The 15787-nt window shown below is 67.4% G+C and carries 14 protein-coding genes; 7 read left to right on the top strand and 7 right to left on the bottom strand.

What is annotated here, in order from left to right:
- Positions 1-885, top strand: a complete 885-nt coding sequence (locus tag V3B41_RS08745) for an endonuclease/exonuclease/phosphatase family protein (RefSeq protein ID WP_049430603.1) — start codon at positions 1-3, stop codon at positions 883-885.
- A 163-nt stretch (positions 886-1048) separates the two neighbouring features.
- Here V3B41_RS08745 and V3B41_RS08740 read toward each other — a convergent pair whose 3' ends face one another.
- Positions 1049-4291: an Rne/Rng family ribonuclease gene (locus tag V3B41_RS08740; protein ID WP_197650435.1), complete on the bottom strand. Its 3243-nt coding sequence runs from the start codon at positions 4289-4291 to the stop codon at positions 1049-1051.
- A gap of 407 nt (positions 4292-4698) precedes the next feature.
- On the opposite strand from V3B41_RS08740, the gene V3B41_RS08735 reads away from it, so the two are divergent.
- Positions 4699-5673, top strand: coding sequence for an RluA family pseudouridine synthase (locus tag V3B41_RS08735; RefSeq protein ID WP_049433696.1), 975 nt, complete (start codon positions 4699-4701; stop codon positions 5671-5673).
- A 547-nt stretch (positions 5674-6220) separates the two neighbouring features.
- Here V3B41_RS08735 and zupT read toward each other — a convergent pair.
- The 3 genes from zupT to V3B41_RS08720 form a co-directional block, all read right to left on the bottom strand.
- Positions 6221-7030 carry a zinc transporter ZupT gene (gene zupT, locus V3B41_RS08730; RefSeq protein WP_014037815.1) on the bottom strand — a complete coding sequence of 270 codons (810 nt, stop codon included), beginning with the start codon at positions 7028-7030 and terminating at the stop codon, positions 6221-6223.
- A 98-nt stretch (positions 7031-7128) separates the two neighbouring features.
- Positions 7129-7545, bottom strand: coding sequence for an energy transducer TonB (locus tag V3B41_RS08725; protein WP_049429105.1), 417 nt, complete (start codon positions 7543-7545; stop codon positions 7129-7131).
- On the bottom strand, positions 7542-7892 hold the full coding sequence (locus V3B41_RS08720) for a 4a-hydroxytetrahydrobiopterin dehydratase (RefSeq protein WP_049429106.1): 351 nt from the start codon (positions 7890-7892) through the stop codon (positions 7542-7544). The genes V3B41_RS08725 and V3B41_RS08720 overlap by 4 nt, the downstream gene beginning before the upstream one ends.
- A 90-nt stretch (positions 7893-7982) precedes the next feature.
- Here V3B41_RS08720 and V3B41_RS08715 point away from each other — a divergent pair, with 90 nt between their 5' ends.
- Together V3B41_RS08715 and V3B41_RS08710 are read left to right on the top strand one after the other, a co-directional pair.
- The gene (locus tag V3B41_RS08715) at positions 7983-8582 is read left to right on the top strand and encodes an NfuA family Fe-S biogenesis protein (protein WP_329860700.1); all 600 of its coding nucleotides are present in this window, start codon (positions 7983-7985) and stop codon (positions 8580-8582) included.
- 10 nt (positions 8583-8592) lie between these two features.
- A complete protein-coding gene (locus V3B41_RS08710; protein ID WP_049429108.1) occupies positions 8593-10356 on the top strand; it encodes a hypothetical protein in 1764 nt (587 codons plus the stop codon).
- A 184-nt stretch (positions 10357-10540) separates the two neighbouring features.
- On the opposite strand, the gene V3B41_RS08705 is transcribed toward V3B41_RS08710, so the two are convergent.
- Both V3B41_RS08705 and V3B41_RS08700 read right to left on the bottom strand, forming a co-directional pair.
- Positions 10541-10954, bottom strand: a complete 414-nt coding sequence (locus V3B41_RS08705) for a barstar family protein (RefSeq protein WP_049429109.1) — start codon at positions 10952-10954, stop codon at positions 10541-10543.
- Positions 10954-11406 carry a ribonuclease domain-containing protein gene (locus tag V3B41_RS08700; protein WP_049429119.1) on the bottom strand — a complete coding sequence of 151 codons (453 nt, stop codon included), beginning with the start codon at positions 11404-11406 and terminating at the stop codon, positions 10954-10956. Before V3B41_RS08700 ends, V3B41_RS08705 begins: the two co-directional genes overlap by 1 nt.
- Positions 11407-11626: 220 nt before the next feature.
- Between V3B41_RS08700 and V3B41_RS08695 the strand changes: the two genes are divergently transcribed.
- Positions 11627-12238: a superoxide dismutase gene (locus tag V3B41_RS08695; protein ID WP_005410310.1), complete on the top strand. Its 612-nt coding sequence runs from the start codon at positions 11627-11629 to the stop codon at positions 12236-12238.
- A 272-nt stretch (positions 12239-12510) separates the two neighbouring features.
- On the opposite strand, the gene V3B41_RS08690 is transcribed toward V3B41_RS08695, so the two are convergent.
- Complete coding sequence (locus tag V3B41_RS08690; RefSeq protein WP_049429110.1) at positions 12511-13359, bottom strand: endonuclease/exonuclease/phosphatase family protein; 849 nt, start codon at positions 13357-13359, stop codon at positions 12511-12513.
- Positions 13360-13521: 162 nt separating this feature from the next.
- On the opposite strand from V3B41_RS08690, the gene V3B41_RS08685 reads away from it, so the two are divergent.
- Together V3B41_RS08685 and V3B41_RS08680 are read left to right on the top strand one after the other, a co-directional pair.
- Entirely contained in the window at positions 13522-15087 is a 1566-nt protein-coding gene (locus V3B41_RS08685) for an oligopeptide:H+ symporter (protein ID WP_049429111.1), read from the top strand.
- Between the two features lie 7 nt (positions 15088-15094).
- Positions 15095-15721: a rhomboid family intramembrane serine protease gene (locus tag V3B41_RS08680; protein WP_010486760.1), complete on the top strand. Its 627-nt coding sequence runs from the start codon at positions 15095-15097 to the stop codon at positions 15719-15721.
- Positions 15722-15787: the final 66 nt, after the last annotated feature.

The raw sequence follows: 15787 nt of genomic DNA, 5'->3' as shown, positions 1-15787 counted from the left end.
ATGAAGCAGCAAGGGGCAGGGGTGCGCACGACCGTGCGTGCCCTGGGGCTGGCAATTGCATTGGCATTGCCGGGTGCGCTGATGGCGGCCGAGCCGGCCACCGCGACAGCGGCTGACGTTGCCTCCGCGCCAGGCATGAGCATGGTCACCTTCAACCTGCATCATGACCGCGAAGACTGGCCGAGCCGGCGCCGCACGATCCTGGCCGAGCTCAAGCGCCTGCAGCCGGATGCGGTTGCCCTGCAGGAGGTGATCCAGCGCCGCAACGTGCGCAACCAGGCGCAGTGGCTGGCAAGCCAGCTCGGCTACAAGTACGTGTTCGTGTCCACCGATCCGGTGGGCGCGCCCAAGCGCTATGGCAATGCACTGCTGACCCGGCGACCGATCCTTGCCCACGGCGATCATCTGCTGCAGCCGTTGGACGACTACCGCACGGTTGCTCACCTGCGCATCGACGTCGACGGCACGCCAGTGAACGTCTACGCCACGCATCTCAACGAGCGCAGTGACGAGAGCGGGCAACGCATCCGCCGCAGCCAGGTCGAGGACCTGCTGCGCTTCATCGCTGCGACGTCGGCTGGTGCTCCGGTGGTGATCGCCGGCGACTTCAATGCACTGGTGGATGCCGGCGACCTGAGCGAGCTGCGCAGCCACTACGGCGACAGCTACGGCAGCGTGCACGTGAACACCGACCTTGCCGGGGTCAGTACGCTCAATCGCCACTACTACCAGGCGCCCTCCCGGATCGACCACATCTTCTTCCAGCAGGACGAGATGGTTGCGCGCGAGGCGAAGATCCTGTTCGACCAGCCCGACGACAGCGGTCGCTGGGCCTCGGACCATTACGGCGTGTGGACCCGCCTGCAGTTCGCGCCGAAACCCTGAGCAAACCTGCTTCGGTAGGTGCCAACCTTGATTGGCACGGACGTATCCGCGTGCGTTGAATCAACGCCGCCGACCAAGGTCGGCAACCACCACGGCACGGCACAAACAGAAACGGCGGGGATCATCGATCCCCGCCGTTTCGTTTCAGGCGATCAAAGATTGATCAGTTCGCCGGCGGCGTGCGCTTGGCGGCCTCTTCATCTTCTTCGTCGGCCTTGGCTTCGGCCGCCTGGGCGGCAGCGTCGGTGTGGCCGTCGGCGACCGGGTCGATCGACGGCGTCACCACCGCTTCGGCGACCGGGGCGGCGGCTTCGACCGGCGCGGCTTCCACCGCCACCGGCGCGACCGGCTGTTCGGCGACCACGACGGGCTCGGCGACCGGCTTGGCTTCAACCACCGGAGCAGCCTCAACGATCTCCGGCTTGGCTTCTACCACCGGAGCGGTTTCGGTAACGGCCGGCTTGGCTTCAGCCACCGGTACAACCTCGACTGCCGCCGGCTTGGCCTCGATCACCGGAGCGACTTCCGCAGCCGGGGCTGCTTCAACCGCGACCGGCTTTGCTTCGACCGCCGGAGCAGCAGCGGCCACCGGCTGCGCCGGGGTTGCTGCGTCGATGGCATCGAGCATGCTGGTCTGCACCGGCGAGGACACTGGCTCTGCCTTGGCTGCGGTTTCGACCGGCGCCGGCACTTCGGCGGTGATCGGTGCGGCAGCCTCGACCACGGCGCTGCTCACCACCGCGACCGGCGCGGCGACAACAGCGGCGGCAGCGCGGGCCGGCTTCTCGGCTTCGACAGCGACCGGTTCGGCTTCGTCATCGAAATCGAACTCCGGCTGCGAACGGGTCGGCTGTGCGGCGGCGGCCGGCGCAGTGCCGGCAGGGTTGTCGATGTTCGGCTCAGCGCCATCGGCGTCATCACCGTCATCACCATCGTCCTGGTCATCACTCAGGGAATCGCTGCCGGCGGCGTTCTCGGCGCCACCGCGACGACGACGACGGCCACCACGACGGCCACGGCGACGGCGGGTCGCGCCTTCGCCTGCCTGCTCGCCATTGGGGTCGGTTGCAGCCTCTTCACCGGCAACCGCAATCACCTCGGCCTCGCTGGCAGCGTTGGCAGCGGTCTCGACCGGTGCTGCGGCGTCCACCGGAGCGGCGGCCAGCGGCACAACCGGCGCAACCGGGGCAGTGGCTTCCTGCGCGGTCACCACATTGGCGGCGACGGCGGTGGCGGCCACGGCTGCTGCCGCGGTCACGGCTTCGGCCGGTGCATCGGCGGCGTTGCGCTGCGGCTTCTCGGCCGGCTTGTCACCGTCCTGCTGCTGCGGACGCGGCTGCTTGGGCTGCTTCAGCTTCGGCTGCTGCTGGTTCTGGCCCTGCTGCTCGTTGCGCGACTTGTTCTGCTGCTGCGGCTGCTGCTGGCCATCCTTCTGCTTGCCCTGCTGCGGCTGCTGCTGGGCATTGCCGTTGTTGCCGTTGCGGCCGTCCTTGTTGCGCTGCTCAGCACGGTCCTTGCGGTTGCCGCCATCCTTCTGCTGCTGCGCGTTGCCGTTTCCACCGTTGCCACGGTTTTCGTCGCGACGGTCCTTGCGGTCCTTGTTGCGATCCTTGTTGCGGTCCTTGCGGCCGCCGTCCTGCTGCTGGCGGGCGGCGGGAGCCGCGGCTGCCGGTGCCGGGGCCGGTTCGCCACCGAACACGCGCTTGAGCCAACCGATCACGCCACCGCTCGGTGCCGCTGCCACCGGCGCTGCGGCGACCGGGGCAGGCGCCGCCTTGGCCGGTTCTGCTTCCTCGCGCACCGGGGCCGGGGAGGTGTGCTTGACCTGGGTCACGGCCGGCGGCGGGATATTCAGCTGGCCCTTGGTCAGGGCGTGCACCGGCAGCTTGCGCGGGGTGCCGCGCTGGTAGCTGGGCTTGCTGCTTTCTTCACCCAGCTCGTTCTCGCGCAGGCGGGTGACGGTGTAGTGCGGGGTGTGCAGCTGCTCGTCGGCGACGATCACGATCGGCGCTTCGTGGCGCTGTTCGATCTCGCGCAGGGCGCTGCGCTTCTCGTTCAGCAGGTAATTGGCGATCTCCACCGGGGCCTGCACCAGCACCTGCCCGGTGTTCTCCTTCATTGCATGCTCTTCGGCAACGCGGATGATCGACAGCGACAGCGACTCGACGCTGCGCATGCGGCCGTGGCCGTCACAACGCGGGCAGACGATCTGGCTGGACTCGCCCAGGCTCGGGCGCAGGCGCTGGCGGCTCATTTCCAGCAGGCCGAAGCGCGAGATGCGGCCGACCTGGACCCGCGCGCGGTCGTACTTCAGCGCGTTGGCCAGGCGGTTCTCGACCTCACGCTGGTGCTTGTTGGAGGCCATGTCGATGAAGTCGATCACCACCAGGCCGCCCAGGTCACGCAGGCGCAGCTGGCGGGCCACTTCCTCGGCCGCTTCCAGGTTGGTCTGGAAGGCGGTGTCCTCGATGTCGCTGCCCTTGGTGGCGCGCGAGGAGTTCACGTCGACGGCGGTCAGCGCTTCGGTCTGGTCGACCACGATCGAGCCGCCCGACGGCAGGCGCACGTTGCGCTCGTAGGCGCCTTCGATCTGCGATTCGATCTGGAAGCGGTTGAACAGCGGGATGTCGTCCTTGTAGTGCTTGAGCTTGCGCAGGGTCTGCGGCATCACCTGCTGCATGAACTCGCGGGCGTGCTCGTACATCTCCTCGGTGTCCACCAGGATCTCGCCGATGTCGGCACGCAGGTAGTCACGCAGGGCGCGCACGATCAGGCGCGATTCCTGGTAGATCAGGAACGGGGCCGGCTTGCTCAGCGCGGCCTCGGCGATGGCGCGCCAGACGTTGAGCAGGTAGTCCAGATCCCACTGCAGCTCTTCCGCATCGCGGCCGACGCCGGCGGTACGGATGATCACGCCCATGTCATCAGGGATATTGAGCTTGTCCAGGGCGTCCTTCAGGGCGGCACGGTCTTCGCCTTCGATGCGACGGGACACGCCGCCAGCGCTGGGCGAGTTCGGCATCAGCACCATGTAGCGGCCGGCCAGCGAGATGAACGTGGTCAGGGCAGCGCCCTTGTTGCCACGCTCTTCCTTGTCGACTTGGACGACGATCTCCTGGCCTTCCTTCAGCAGCTCGCGGATGCCGGCCTTGTTGTGGTCGACGCCGGCCTGGAAGTAGTCGCGGGAGATTTCCTTCAGCGGCAGGAAGCCATGGCGGCCACCACCGTATTCGACGAAGGCCGCTTCCAGCGAGGGCTCGATACGGAAGATCCGGCCCTTGTAGATGTTGGACTTCTTCTGTTCCTTCGACGGCTGTTCGATGTCGATGTCATACAACGACTGGCCATCCACGATGGCAACACGCAGCTCTTCAGCCTGCGTGGCGTTGATCAGCATTCGCTTCATTGTTGCGTTCCTCGCAAGCGGCTACCGCGCGGAACGCCATGGGGTTTCGCCTCTGGACACGGTTCGCCGCCCATTCGCGCAAGCGCGGGGAGGGCGGCTTGGGTTTCCAGCGCTACGACACCACGGCAGGCCGCGGGAGCGCTTCACTCTTATGGGTTTTGGGGTGTTACAGGCCGCAGGCAGCTGTCAGCCAGGCTGGAGCGCCACGCGGGACATGTTCAGCACGGTTGCGTGTCAGGCATCCGGCGATGGCCGGGAAGGCCGGTGAGCCGCTAACATGGCCGCCCCGCGGGCGGTGGTCGCGCACTGTGCCGGATTCGTCGGAAGCTGGGCTTCTGGCCCTGAGTAACTTCCAACGAAATCAATCCCTTATCTCGCCCCCCGAGTGTAACAGAATAAACAGCCTGATGACCGCCCAAGACCCGACCAAACCCGCTGGCGACAAGCCTTCCGTGCGCATGATCACCGTTCCCGCCGACCGCGCCGGCCAGCGCCTGGACAACTTCCTGCTTGGCCAGCTGAAGGGCGCCCCGCGCAGCCTGGTCTACAAGCTGGTGCGCAGCGGCCAGGTACGGGTGAATGGCGGCCGTGCCAAGGCCGAACGCAAGCTGGAGGCGGGTGACGAGGTGCGTGTGCCGCCGGTCCGTCTCAGTGAAGAGGGAGACAAGGCCGGTCCTCCGGAGGCGTTCATGCGCCGCCTGGAGCAGGCCATCGTCTTCGAGGACGCCCGCCTGCTGGCCCTGAACAAGCCCACCGGGGTGGCCAGCCACGGTGGCAGCGGCATCAGCTTCGGCGCCATCGAGACCCTGCGCGCGCTGCGCCCGGGGCAGACCCTGGAACTGGTCCACCGGCTGGACCGCGACACCTCGGGCCTGCTGATCGTGGCCAAGAAGCGCTCGGCGCTGAGCGAACTTCAGGCCCTGCTGCGTGAAGACCACGGTGCCGGCATCCGCAAGCGCTACCTGACCCTGCTGGCCGGGCGCATGCCCGACGGCGTGATGACGGTCGATGCGCCGCTGCATGTCGGCCTGCGCCAGGGTGGCGAGCGCCATGTGCAGGTCAACGCGATCGGCAAGGAATCGATCAGCCACTTCCGGGTGCTGGAGCGCCGCGGCGGCCATTCCTACTGCGAAGTGCGCATCGAGACCGGCCGGACCCACCAGATCCGCGTGCATGCCCAGCACCTGGGGCATCCCGTGGCCGGTGACGACAAGTACGGCGATCCTGCTGTCAACAAGCGGCTTCGTGAGCAGATCGGGCTGAAGCGACTGTTCCTGCACGCGGCCTCGCTGGAGTTCGCACTGGACGACGGCAAGAGCCCGTATGTGCTGAACGCACCGCTGGCGGATGAGCTGGTCGAGGCGCTGGACCGCCTGCGCTGACGGCGGTTCGGCGGCGCCGGGTGCTTGGTCGGCGCCGTCGCTTCCCTGCGATGAGTGGGCTTGTCACTTTCTTTGCTCGTGCAAAGAAAGTAACCAAAGAAACACGCCGCCATCCGCGAGCCGGCGCTGCGCGCCGGTACCCTGCGCTCCTCGGTCCGCCGAGGGGCGGCGCGGAACTCGCTGCACTCAGACACCCGCGCCTCTTCGCCCTCGCCGGACCTGCGGTGCTCGGCTCGCTACAAGGCGGACCTGACAGCCGCAGCGTAGACCCATACCCGCACGCAGCCCTTGTAGAGTCGAGCCACGCTCGACTCACGCGCGCAGCGCGGGCTTCGCTTTTTCATTCTTTCATCGCGCGGCTGGCACGCCTATAGCCTGTCAGAGGCCGGGCGAGGTGGGTTTGCGGGGGTGTAAGCGCCATGGATGGCGCGCCCAAGCCCCCAAGGATGGGTTTACGGCGTCCCCCGCAAACCCACCTCGCTCGGCCCAACCCCGGAATCTCGCTCCGCCAGCCGCGAGGGGGCTCAGCCCGTTGGCCGGGAACCCCTCACCACTTGAACAGCACCAGGCTGATCGCCAGCGTGCCCATGCCGGCCACCAGCCCGTACACGGTTTCGTGGCCCTTGGCGTAGCGCTTGGCCGCAGGCAGCAGTTCGTCCAGCGCCAGGAACACCATCACGCCGGCGATCAGTCCGAACACCCAGCCAAACGTGGCGTGCGACAGCGATCCTGACAGCAGCCAGTAGCCCAGCGCCGCGCCCACCGGCTCGGCCAGGCCGGACAGCAGGCTGGCACTGAACGCATAGAACTTGTTCTGGGTGGCGAAGTACACCGGCACCGCGATTGCGATGCCCTCGGGAATATTGTGGATGGCGATGGCGAAGGCCAGCGGCATGCCCACCGACGGGCTTTCCAGCGTAGCGAAGAAGGTCGCCAACCCTTCCGGGAAATTGTGCGCGGTGATCGCGATCGAGGTCAGCAGCGCGACGCGCTTCAGGTACTCGCGGCTGTTCTCGCGGAATGCGGGATCCTGCTTGTCCAGGCTGTCATGCGGGTTGGGAATGAAGTGGTCGATCAGCACGATGACGATCACGCCCAGCAGGAAGGCCAGGGTGCCGTAGGTGAAGCCGGTGCGCTCGCCATAGGCCAGTGCGAACGAGGCAATGGACTTGTTGAGGATTTCCGACAGCGAGACGTAGACCATCGCGCCGCCAGCGAAGGCCAGGCCGAAGGCCAGCAGGCGCGGGTTGGGGCGGCGCGAGAACAGCACCAACAGGCTGCCGATCGCGGTGGCAAGGCCGGCCGCGAGGGTGACCGCCAGCGCGATCCAGATGTTTTCGGGGGGAATCTGCAGCATCTACCGACGCGGTCCTGGTCAACAGACAACCGCCCCGGTCAGGGCCGGGGCGGCGAGGGCGAGGCGGGCGTCGGCGGGCCTCGTCGGGGTACGGGCGATCAGCCGCCGCGACGCAGGCGTTCTTCGATGGCGAAGCACTGGTCCGGCTTCGGCTGCGGCGGGTTGAAGCTGACCGGCACCTGGATGGTGGCCGGCACCGGCTGGCCGTTGCGGGTGGCGGCATTGAACTGCCAGCCCTGAACGGCGGTCTTGGCCAGTTCATCCAGCTGCGGGTTGCCGGCGCCGGTGAGCAGCGCAACCTCGCTCGGCTTGCCGTCGGTGCCGATGGTCACCTTGAAGGTGCTGGTGCCGCCCACGCCCATGCAGGCCAGTTCAAGCGGGTACTGCGGCGGCGGCGTCTTCACCGCTGCGACTTCGGTCGGCGCGGGCGGTGGTGGTGCCGGCGGCTCGGACGCGCCACAGCCGGCCAGGCCGGTCGCAGCGATCAGGGACAGGCTCAGCAAACGTACGTTCATGGCAGTTGCTCCGTCAGGGCCGAAGTCTTTGCAGCGCAGATGAAGTCGTTCTCGCTCAGGCCGCCCACGTCGTGGGTGGAAAAGCGCACGACCGCTCGGTCGTAATGCACGCCCAGGTCCGGATGGTGGTCCTCGTGGTGGGCAATCCAGGCCAGCGCGTTCACGAAGGCCATGGTGGCGTAGTAATCCTTGAAGCGGAAGGTGCGCGTCAGGGCCTGCCCGCCCTCGCTCAGCTCCCAGCCGGGAATCTGCGGCAGCAGTTCGGCCAGGCGGGCCTCGCCCAGCTTGTGGTCGCTGCCCTTGCGCGGCACGCAACGGGCCTGGGCCAGCGGAATCAGGTCGGCCATGGGAATCTCCACCTCGTGTTGACTGAACAATGCGCCGGACGGTGTATAAACCGTATGAGCGGCTGACGCTTACTTGGCTAGAATAGCCTGATGATCCAGATCTCCGACACTGCCCAGACCCATTTCCGCAAGCTGATCGAACGCGAGGGGGTGCCCGGCATGGGCGTGCGCCTCAGCGCGGTCGATCCCGGTACTCCGCGCGCTGACGCCCGGCTGGAGTTCGCCGAGCCGGCCGACCTGCTTGGCGACGAGTGGGCGGTGGACTGCGATGGCTTCACTCTCTACGTCGACGCGAGCAGTGTCGGCTGGCTCGACGGTGCCGAGATCGATATCGTCACCGGCAGCGCCGGTACCCAGCAGCTGACCATCAAGGCGCCGCGCATCAAGGGTGAAGCACCCGGCGATGCCGCCTCGCTGGTCGAGCGCGTGCACTGGGTTGTGGAGAATGAAATCAATCCGCAGCTGGCCTCGCATGGCGGCAAGGTGGCCGTGCAGGAAGTCTCGGCCGAAGGCGTGGTGCTGCTTCGCTTCGGTGGTGGCTGCCAGGGCTGCGGCATGGCCGACGTGACCCTCAAGCAGGGCATTGAAAAGACCCTGATGGGCCGCGTGCCGGGCGTGACCGCCGTCCGCGACGCGACCGACCACGACAGTGGCCACGCGCCGTATATCCCTCGCGGCAACGCCGCCTGATCGCTGACGCGTGCCTCTGACCCGGGCCGAGCAATTCATCGACCTGCTGCTGGCCCGCCAGCAGCCCAGGGCCGTCCTCGAGAAGACCACGCGCCTGCCGTATGGCTGGGCGCTGTGGCTGCGCTCGCTCGGTCCGTTGCCGCGGCCGCTGCACGCCAGCGAGTTGATCGCGGTGCTGTTGCCGCGCCCGCTGCCGGGGCCTCCGGGGCAGCTGCCCCGGTTGTCGCCGTGGCAGGCGGTGCGTCGTCTGTTCTGGCAGGACTGGGATGCCGCGCCGCGCGACCAGCGCTGGATGCGCTGGATCTCGGCATTGGCCAGTGCGCTGCTGCATCTGCTGTTCTTCATGCTGCTGCTATGGGTAGCAGTGATCCGCACCACGGCACCGGAAGAAGAAGGCGCCGAAGGCCAGCGCGTGCAGGTGGAGTTCGTCGGTCGCGCCACCCAGGAAGGCGGCGGCGATCAGCCAGGTGCCGAAGCGGCGGCGGCTGCACCGCCGGGGCAGGTTGCAGCTGGCCAGGACGCAGGGGCCGCAACGGCGCCTGAGCCGCGCCCGGCGTCCGCGTCGGCAGCGGCGTCTGCATTCGCTCCGGCGGTGACGGCTAGCGTGCCACCGCCACCCGCCGAATCCGAGCCGGCGCCCGTCGCGGCACCGCCACCGTCACCGGTGCAGGCCACTGAAGTAGCCGAGGCCAGTACGGATTTCGTGGTGCCACCGGTCAGCGTGCCGCGCACGGAGGTCAGCATCGTGCCGCGCGACACCACGCCGACGGTGCGCGAGCGCAGCGTGCAGCCGGTGCAGGCGCCACCCACCCCGGCTCCGGTACGCACGCCTGAAGTCGCGGTGCGTGCGCCGTCGTTGCGTGACATCCAGGTACAGGAGCGCGAAGTCAGTACGGTCGATGCACCGGCGGTATCGCAACCGCTGCGCACGGCCGATGTGCAGGTCCGTGTGCCGCAGCGCGACGTGCAGGTGCGCGAGCGCGAAGTGCAGGCCGTGGTCGATCCGCAGGTGCGGATGGCTGCTGTGGCCGGGCGCGAGCCGACCGTGCGTGCGCCTGCCGGCCGTGACGTGCAGGTACGCGAGCGAGAAGTTGCGTCGGCACCCGCGGCGGCGCCCTCAACGTCCAGCGGCAGCGCGCCAGCGGCAACGGCGGCGCCTGCGGCCGGCACTGCAAGCCAGGCCAGCAGCAGCACGCCACGGTCGTCCGCCTCCAGCACGACACCGGCCCAGGCCGGCGCGCGTCCGGCTCCCAACCCGGGCAACTGGGCCACGCCTGCCAAGGGCGACGACTGGGGCGCGTCGAGCCGCAACCACGACGGCGCCAGCAGGGGTGCAAGCCAGGCCAGTGTGGCCGGCAAGGGCAATGGCCTGTTCAATGCCGATGGCAGCGTGCGCGTGCCGGGGCAGCAGGGTGACGGTCACGCCGAGCGTGGCGCCCCCGGCGGCGCCAATGATGGCTGGAGCAAGGAGCGCATCGCGCAGTCCGGCACCTGGTTGAAGCGGCCACCGTACGATTACACGCCGACCTCGTTCGACAAGTACTGGGTGCCGCAGGAATCACTGCTGGCCGAATGGGTGCGCAAGGGCATCAAGTCGATGGAGATTCCGTTGCCGGGCACCGGTACGAAGATCTCCTGTGTAATCTCGATCCTGCAGGCGGGTGGAGGCTGTGGCCTTACCAATCCGAACATGCAGGACCAGCCGGCCGTGGCACGGCCGCCGCCGGACATTCCCTTCAAGAAAGAGCTGCAGGAAGACAACGGCAGCCGCTAGCGGCTGCCGTTGTCCACGCATGTTCCCTATCCCCGCGCCGTTGGCGCGCCCCCTTGAACAACAAGGGGGCTTTTCGCTGGACCCACCGCGGGATGTGGCGGTCGTGCTGGCGTGCTTTGGTGGGTGCCAACCTTGGTTGGCGCAGAAGCGCCGACCAAGGTCGGCCTCTACCAGGGCGTTGCGCTTACGCGCTCTGCGACAGGAACACCCAGAACGGCACATCGCGGCCGACCCAGTCACGGCTGGCCTCATCCATCACATCCAGCAGGGTGTCGAAGTCCTTCTGGGTGGCGGCACGCAGTGCATCCACGTCGGCCAGGAACAGCGCGTAGCCGTTGGCCGGCAGCCATTGCAGGTCGCGCAGGTTGTCCGACAGCGCATCCCAGTTGCCGCCGAAGCCCGCCGGGAAATCCAGCTGCGCCGCCAGCCGTGCCAGCAGGGTGCGCTTGTCGGCCACGCCTTCCAGATCGATGCGGATCACCTTCAGGCCGGCGTCGCGCATCGCGGCGGCCAATGCGCTGATGTCGTCGCTGTCGATGGCGTAGACGCCAGCGTTGTTGATGTCATGCAGGCCGAGGCCGAAATCGTCATGGCTCATCACTGCGCTCCCTGGGCCGGTACGGTGAAGCTGCGGAATGATTCGTAGTGGTCGTCGGTGTAGTACCACGCCTCCGCCGGATCACCGCCGGTGACGATGCGGCGCGTGCCACGGGTGCGTGCGCCGGGGGTGTCCACGGTGTATTCGCGGTAGTAACCGCGCGGGCGCTGCGGCAGCTGTTGTTCGCGGTTGCCGAAGGTACTGCCGTCCTGGCGGTGCGGGAACGGCCCGCCGCGCTGGATCAGGGCGATGGTCTGCCGGGCTTCGGCGGGCAGGAAGGCGGGCAGGCCACTGTCATTGCCTGCGCCGGCAGCGGCCGGCGCACGCGCGGCGGGTGTGCCCTGCAGTTCCGGTGCGAACTGTGGCGCCGGAGGGCGCTGCATGAAATGGTTGACGACCAGGCCGAGCAGCAGCAGGGCGATGGCGGTGATCAGCAGCCGGGGGTTGCGCATGGGCAGGGGCGGGCAGGGGTGGTGGCAGGCACTGTAGCGCTCCTGCGCTGCACGGTGCATGAGGAGCGCGGTGCGTCACCGGTGCGTAACAATTGCCGTCGTGCTCACTGGCAGGACGCAATTTCCTTTACATCCCCCTTGGTAATCTGGCGGTCTGTCCCCATCATTCACCGCGCAACGCCCGACACCGTCGGGTGCCCTCGCAATCAGGAGATGCATCATGGCCTACACCCTGCCCAAGCTGTCCTACGCCTACGACGCGCTGGAACCGCATATCGATGCGGCGACGATGGAAATCCATCACACCAAGCATCACCAGACCTACATCAACAACGTCAACGCGGCGCTGGAAGGCACCGAGTACGCTGACCTGCCGGTCGAAGAACTGGTGAAGAAGCTCAAGTCGCTGCCGGAGAACCTGCAGGGCCCGGTGCGCAACAATGGTGGCGGCCATGCCAACCACTCGCTGTTCTGGACCGTGATGGCGCCGAACGCGGGCGGCAACCCGGTGGGTGACGTGGCCAAGGCCATCGACAAGGACCTGGGCGGTTTCGACAAGTTCAAGGACGCCTTCACCAAGGCCGCGCTGACCCGTTTCGGCAGTGGCTGGGCATGGCTGAGCGTGACCCCGGACAAGAAGGTCGTGGTCGAGAGCACCGGCAACCAGGACAGCCCGCTGATGGAGGGCAACACGCCGATCCTGGGCCTGGACGTGTGGGAACACGCGTACTACCTGAAGTACCAGAACCGCCGTCCGGAATACATCGGCGCGTTCTTCAACGTCATCGACTGGAACGAAGTCGAGCGCCGTTACCAGGAAGCGATCGCCTGATTGCCGTAATGGGATGAAGCGAAGAGGCCGGGGGAAACCCCGGCCTTTTTTGTTTCCCGGATTCTGGACGTCGGGTAGGACCTGGTGGGTGCCGACCTTGGTCGGCACGGAGGCACCTGCGCGCGCGGGCGGGCGGGTCCCGCCCAGGGCCGGGCGTGTGGCCGGGGGGGGGGCCCGCGCGGGGGGGGCCGGGAGGCACCTGCGCGCGCGGCAGGGATGTGCCGACCAAGGTCGGCACCCACCGTCGGCACCCACCGGGGCCGGAGGCGGGGTTACTCGGTCGTGGCCGTATCACCCTGCAGGCGCAGGGTGGCCATCACGCCCAGGCGCAGGCCGGGCAGATCGCCGTCGGCGGGCAGCAGGATCGGCTGCTGGCGGATGCCGCCGAAGTGCTTGACCTGGAACAGCACGTCCAGGCCGTGACCACTGGCGCCGCCGCCGCTGGCCGCCGGGGGCTCGGGGCGACCGCCAGGATTGCGCCGGGCCGGCTGGAAGCCGGGGGTGCTGCGTACCAGTTCCACCGTGGTCGCGGAGAAATCACCGGCGATCAGGCTGGGCATGCCCTCGGCGGTGGCGCCGATCCAGGTCATCAGGTCGCTGGTCTGGTGCTGGCGCGCGGTGGTCTCGTCCGGGTCCGGGCGCAGCCGCGCCACATAGATGTTGACCAGCGCCTCGCCCAGCTTCAGCCGCATCATGCCGGCCGCACTGAAGGTGCCGGGTGGGTGCAGCAGGGTCACGCCATCCTCGCTGACCGGCAGCCGGGTCAGCATGGCGTTGCCATGCCGCAGCGGCTGGCTGGGCGGGTCGGCGGTAACGAAGTCGCAGCTGTAGCGCAGCCGGCTGGCCAGCCAGCAGGCCGGATTGCGGCCCTGCTGCTGCAGCACCTGCTGCACCGAGATCACGTCAGGCCGCAGCTCGGTGAGCAGCTTTGCCACCTGTTCGCGACGCAGCTTCCACTGCGCGTCATCGCGACTGGGCAGTTCCAGTGCGGCCACGGTCAGCTGGCGCGGCTCGGCGTCACCGTTTGCGCTGGCCGGCACCTGCGTCCGAGCCTGGGCCGGCAACGCCAGCACCATTGCGAGGCAGCTGAGCAGGAGACGGGCGTGGGCGAGGGGGCGCATAACGATAAGTTTACGCTTTTGTCGTGGAGGTGCCGTGACTTCCGGCAGGGCCCAAGCTGCCTGCCATGGATTGGCACCGTTGTCATGCAGCCCTGCAGCGTGCTTCGCAAGCCCCGGTTCCGGTAACCTTGCGCCTTTCGCTTTGCAGGATTGCCTTACAGGATGAGCCACGACGCAGTTGCCCCCATCGCCGGCCAGGGAAAGATGCCGCGCCAGATCCCGTACATCATCGGCAATGAGGCCTGCGAGCGGTTCAGTTTCTACGGGATGCGCAACATCCTGGTGCAGTTCCTGATCACCTCGCTGCTGCTGCAGGAAATCACTGCGGAAGGGCGTGCCGGTGAAGCCAAGGACATCATGCACAGCTTCATGATCGGCGTGTATTTCTTCCCGCTGCTCGGTGGCTGGCTGGCCGACAGGTTCTTTGGCAAGTACCACACCATCCTGTGGTTCAGCCTGGTCTACTGCGCCGGCCACCTGTGCCTGGCGCTGTTCGAGAACAGCCGCGAGGGCTTCTTCCTCGGCCTGGGCCTGATCGCGCTGGGCGCCGGTGGCATCAAGCCGCTGGTGGCCTCGTTCATGGGTGACCAGTTCGACCAGAGCAACAAGCACCTGGCCAAGATCGTGTTCGACGCGTTCTACTGGATCATCAACTTCGGCTCGCTGTTCGCCTCGCTGCTGATTCCGCTGGTGCTGAAGAACTGGGGCCCGCAGTGGGCGTTCGGTATCCCGGGCATCCTGATGTTCGTTGCCACCTTCGTGTTCTGGCTCGGCCGCAAGCGCTACGTGCTGGTGCCGCTGCCGCCGAAGGATCCGCATTCGTTCGCCAACGTGGTGCGCACCGCGCTGACCGCGCGCGTGGCGGGCCAGGGGCGTCCGGGCCTGGTGATCGCGGTGCTCGGCCTGGTGCTGGCAGTGGCTTCGTTCGGCCTGGTGGGCTCGCTGGGCATCGTGATCTGCCTGTGCCTGGCGCTGGTATCGATCCTGGCCGGTATCGGTGGTGGCACCTGGCTGCAGCTGGATCGCGCCCGTGGCCTGCATCCGGCCGAAGCGGTTGAAGGCGTGCGCTCGGTGCTGCGCGTTCTGGTGATCTTCGCCCTGACCACGCCGTTCTTCTCGCTGTTCGACCAGAAGGCCTCGACCTGGGTCCTGCAGGGCCAGCAGATGCAGATGCCCAGCTGGTTCACCGCCTCGCAGATGCAGGCGCTGAACCCGCTGCTGGTGATGATCCTGATCCCGTTCAACAACCTCGTCCTGTACCCGGCCCTGCGCCGCTTCGGCTTCGAGCCAACCGCGCTGCGCCGGATGACCGCCGGTATCGCCTTCAGTGGCCTGGCCTGGATCGTGGTCGGCGGTATCCAGGTGGTGATGGACGGGGGCAACGCCATGTCGATCTTCTGGCAGGTGCTGCCGTACGCGCTGCTGACCTTCGGTGAGGTGCTGGTCTCGGCCACCGGCCTGGAATTCGCCTACAGCCAGGCGCCGCAGGCGATGAAGGGCGTGGTGATGAGCTTCTGGAACCTGACCACCACCATCGGCAACCTGTGGGTGCTGCTGTCCAATGCCGCCGTGCGCAATGACACGGTGACCCACAAGATCGCCAGTACCGGCCTGAGCGAGGCGGCATTCCTGATGTTCTTCTTCGCCGGTTTCGCCTTCGTCGCGGCGTTGGCCTTCGGTTGGTACGCGAAACGCTATCGTATGGTCGACAACTACCGTAGCGCCTGAGCCTGACATGACCCCCGTCAATCTGCTGTTGATCGCCATCACCGCCATCCTGTCGTGGATGGCGTTCAACAACCGCAAGCTGGCCGACCGCCTGATCCTGTGGCCGCCGGCCATCGACCGTCACCGCCAGTACGACCGGCTGGTGACCTATGGCTTCATCCACGCGGACTGGTCGCACCTGATCTTCAACATGATCACCCTGTTCTTCTTCGGGGGATTCATCGAGAGTGTGATGGTGCAGCTCACCGGCAGCTACCTCACCTACCCGGCGTTCTACATCGGAGCGCTGCTGGTCTCGATCCTGCCCAGCTACCTGAAGAACCAGAAGAACCCGAACTACCTCAGCCTCGGCGCGTCCGGAGCGGTGTCGGCGGTGCTGTTCGCCTTCATCCTGATCAAGCCGTGGTCGATCATCCTGGTGTTCTTCATCCCGGCACCGGCGATTGTCTATGCCGCGTTCTACGTGGGCTACAGCATCTGGATGGACAAGCGCGGTGGTGATCGCATCAACCACAGCGCGCACCTGGCCGGTGCAGCGTTCGGCGTGATCTTCATGCTGGCCATGCAGCCGAGCATCTTCACCCACTTCCTGCGCGAACTCTCCAACCCGACCTTCCGCCTCGGCGGCGGTTGAGGGGCCGGGGGGGGGAGCGCGGGGGTCCGCCCCCCGGCGCGGGCCGCCCGGCCGGGGCGGGGCGGG

Origin of the sequence: Stenotrophomonas sp. SMYL89 (assembly GCF_036319985.1) — a bacterium.
In the GTDB taxonomy this organism is placed as follows: Bacteria; Pseudomonadota; Gammaproteobacteria; order Xanthomonadales; family Xanthomonadaceae; genus Stenotrophomonas; species Stenotrophomonas maltophilia_Q.
Note: the sequence above shows the minus strand (reverse complement) of the source record. Positions and strands in the feature narration are given on the sequence as shown.

What these genes read in the sequence shown, in the direction of transcription:
- V3B41_RS08705 (WP_049429109.1), bottom strand. Translation starts at nt 10,954, where the DNA reads ATGAGCCATGACGATTTCGGCCTCGGCCTGCATGACATCAACAACGCT.
- V3B41_RS08725 (WP_049429105.1), bottom strand. Translation starts at nt 7,545, where the DNA reads ATGAACGTACGTTTGCTGAGCCTGTCCCTGATCGCTGCGACCGGCCTG.
- V3B41_RS08680 (WP_010486760.1), top strand. Translation starts at nt 15,095, where the DNA reads ATGACCCCCGTCAATCTGCTGTTGATCGCCATCACCGCCATCCTGTCG.
- V3B41_RS08715 (WP_329860700.1), top strand. Translation starts at nt 7,983, where the DNA reads ATGATCCAGATCTCCGACACTGCCCAGACCCATTTCCGCAAGCTGATC.
- V3B41_RS08695 (WP_005410310.1), top strand. Translation starts at nt 11,627, where the DNA reads ATGGCCTACACCCTGCCCAAGCTGTCCTACGCCTACGACGCGCTGGAA.
- zupT (WP_014037815.1), bottom strand. Translation starts at nt 7,030, where the DNA reads ATGCTGCAGATTCCCCCCGAAAACATCTGGATCGCGCTGGCGGTCACC.
- V3B41_RS08720 (WP_049429106.1), bottom strand. Translation starts at nt 7,892, where the DNA reads ATGGCCGACCTGATTCCGCTGGCCCAGGCCCGTTGCGTGCCGCGCAAG.
- V3B41_RS08735 (WP_049433696.1), top strand. Translation starts at nt 4,699, where the DNA reads ATGACCGCCCAAGACCCGACCAAACCCGCTGGCGACAAGCCTTCCGTG.
- V3B41_RS08685 (WP_049429111.1), top strand. Translation starts at nt 13,522, where the DNA reads ATGAGCCACGACGCAGTTGCCCCCATCGCCGGCCAGGGAAAGATGCCG.
- V3B41_RS08745 (WP_049430603.1), top strand. Translation starts at nt 1, where the DNA reads ATGAAGCAGCAAGGGGCAGGGGTGCGCACGACCGTGCGTGCCCTGGGG.
- V3B41_RS08690 (WP_049429110.1), bottom strand. Translation starts at nt 13,359, where the DNA reads ATGCGCCCCCTCGCCCACGCCCGTCTCCTGCTCAGCTGCCTCGCAATG.
- V3B41_RS08700 (WP_049429119.1), bottom strand. Translation starts at nt 11,406, where the DNA reads ATGCGCAACCCCCGGCTGCTGATCACCGCCATCGCCCTGCTGCTGCTC.
- V3B41_RS08740 (WP_197650435.1), bottom strand. Translation starts at nt 4,291, where the DNA reads ATGAAGCGAATGCTGATCAACGCCACGCAGGCTGAAGAGCTGCGTGTT.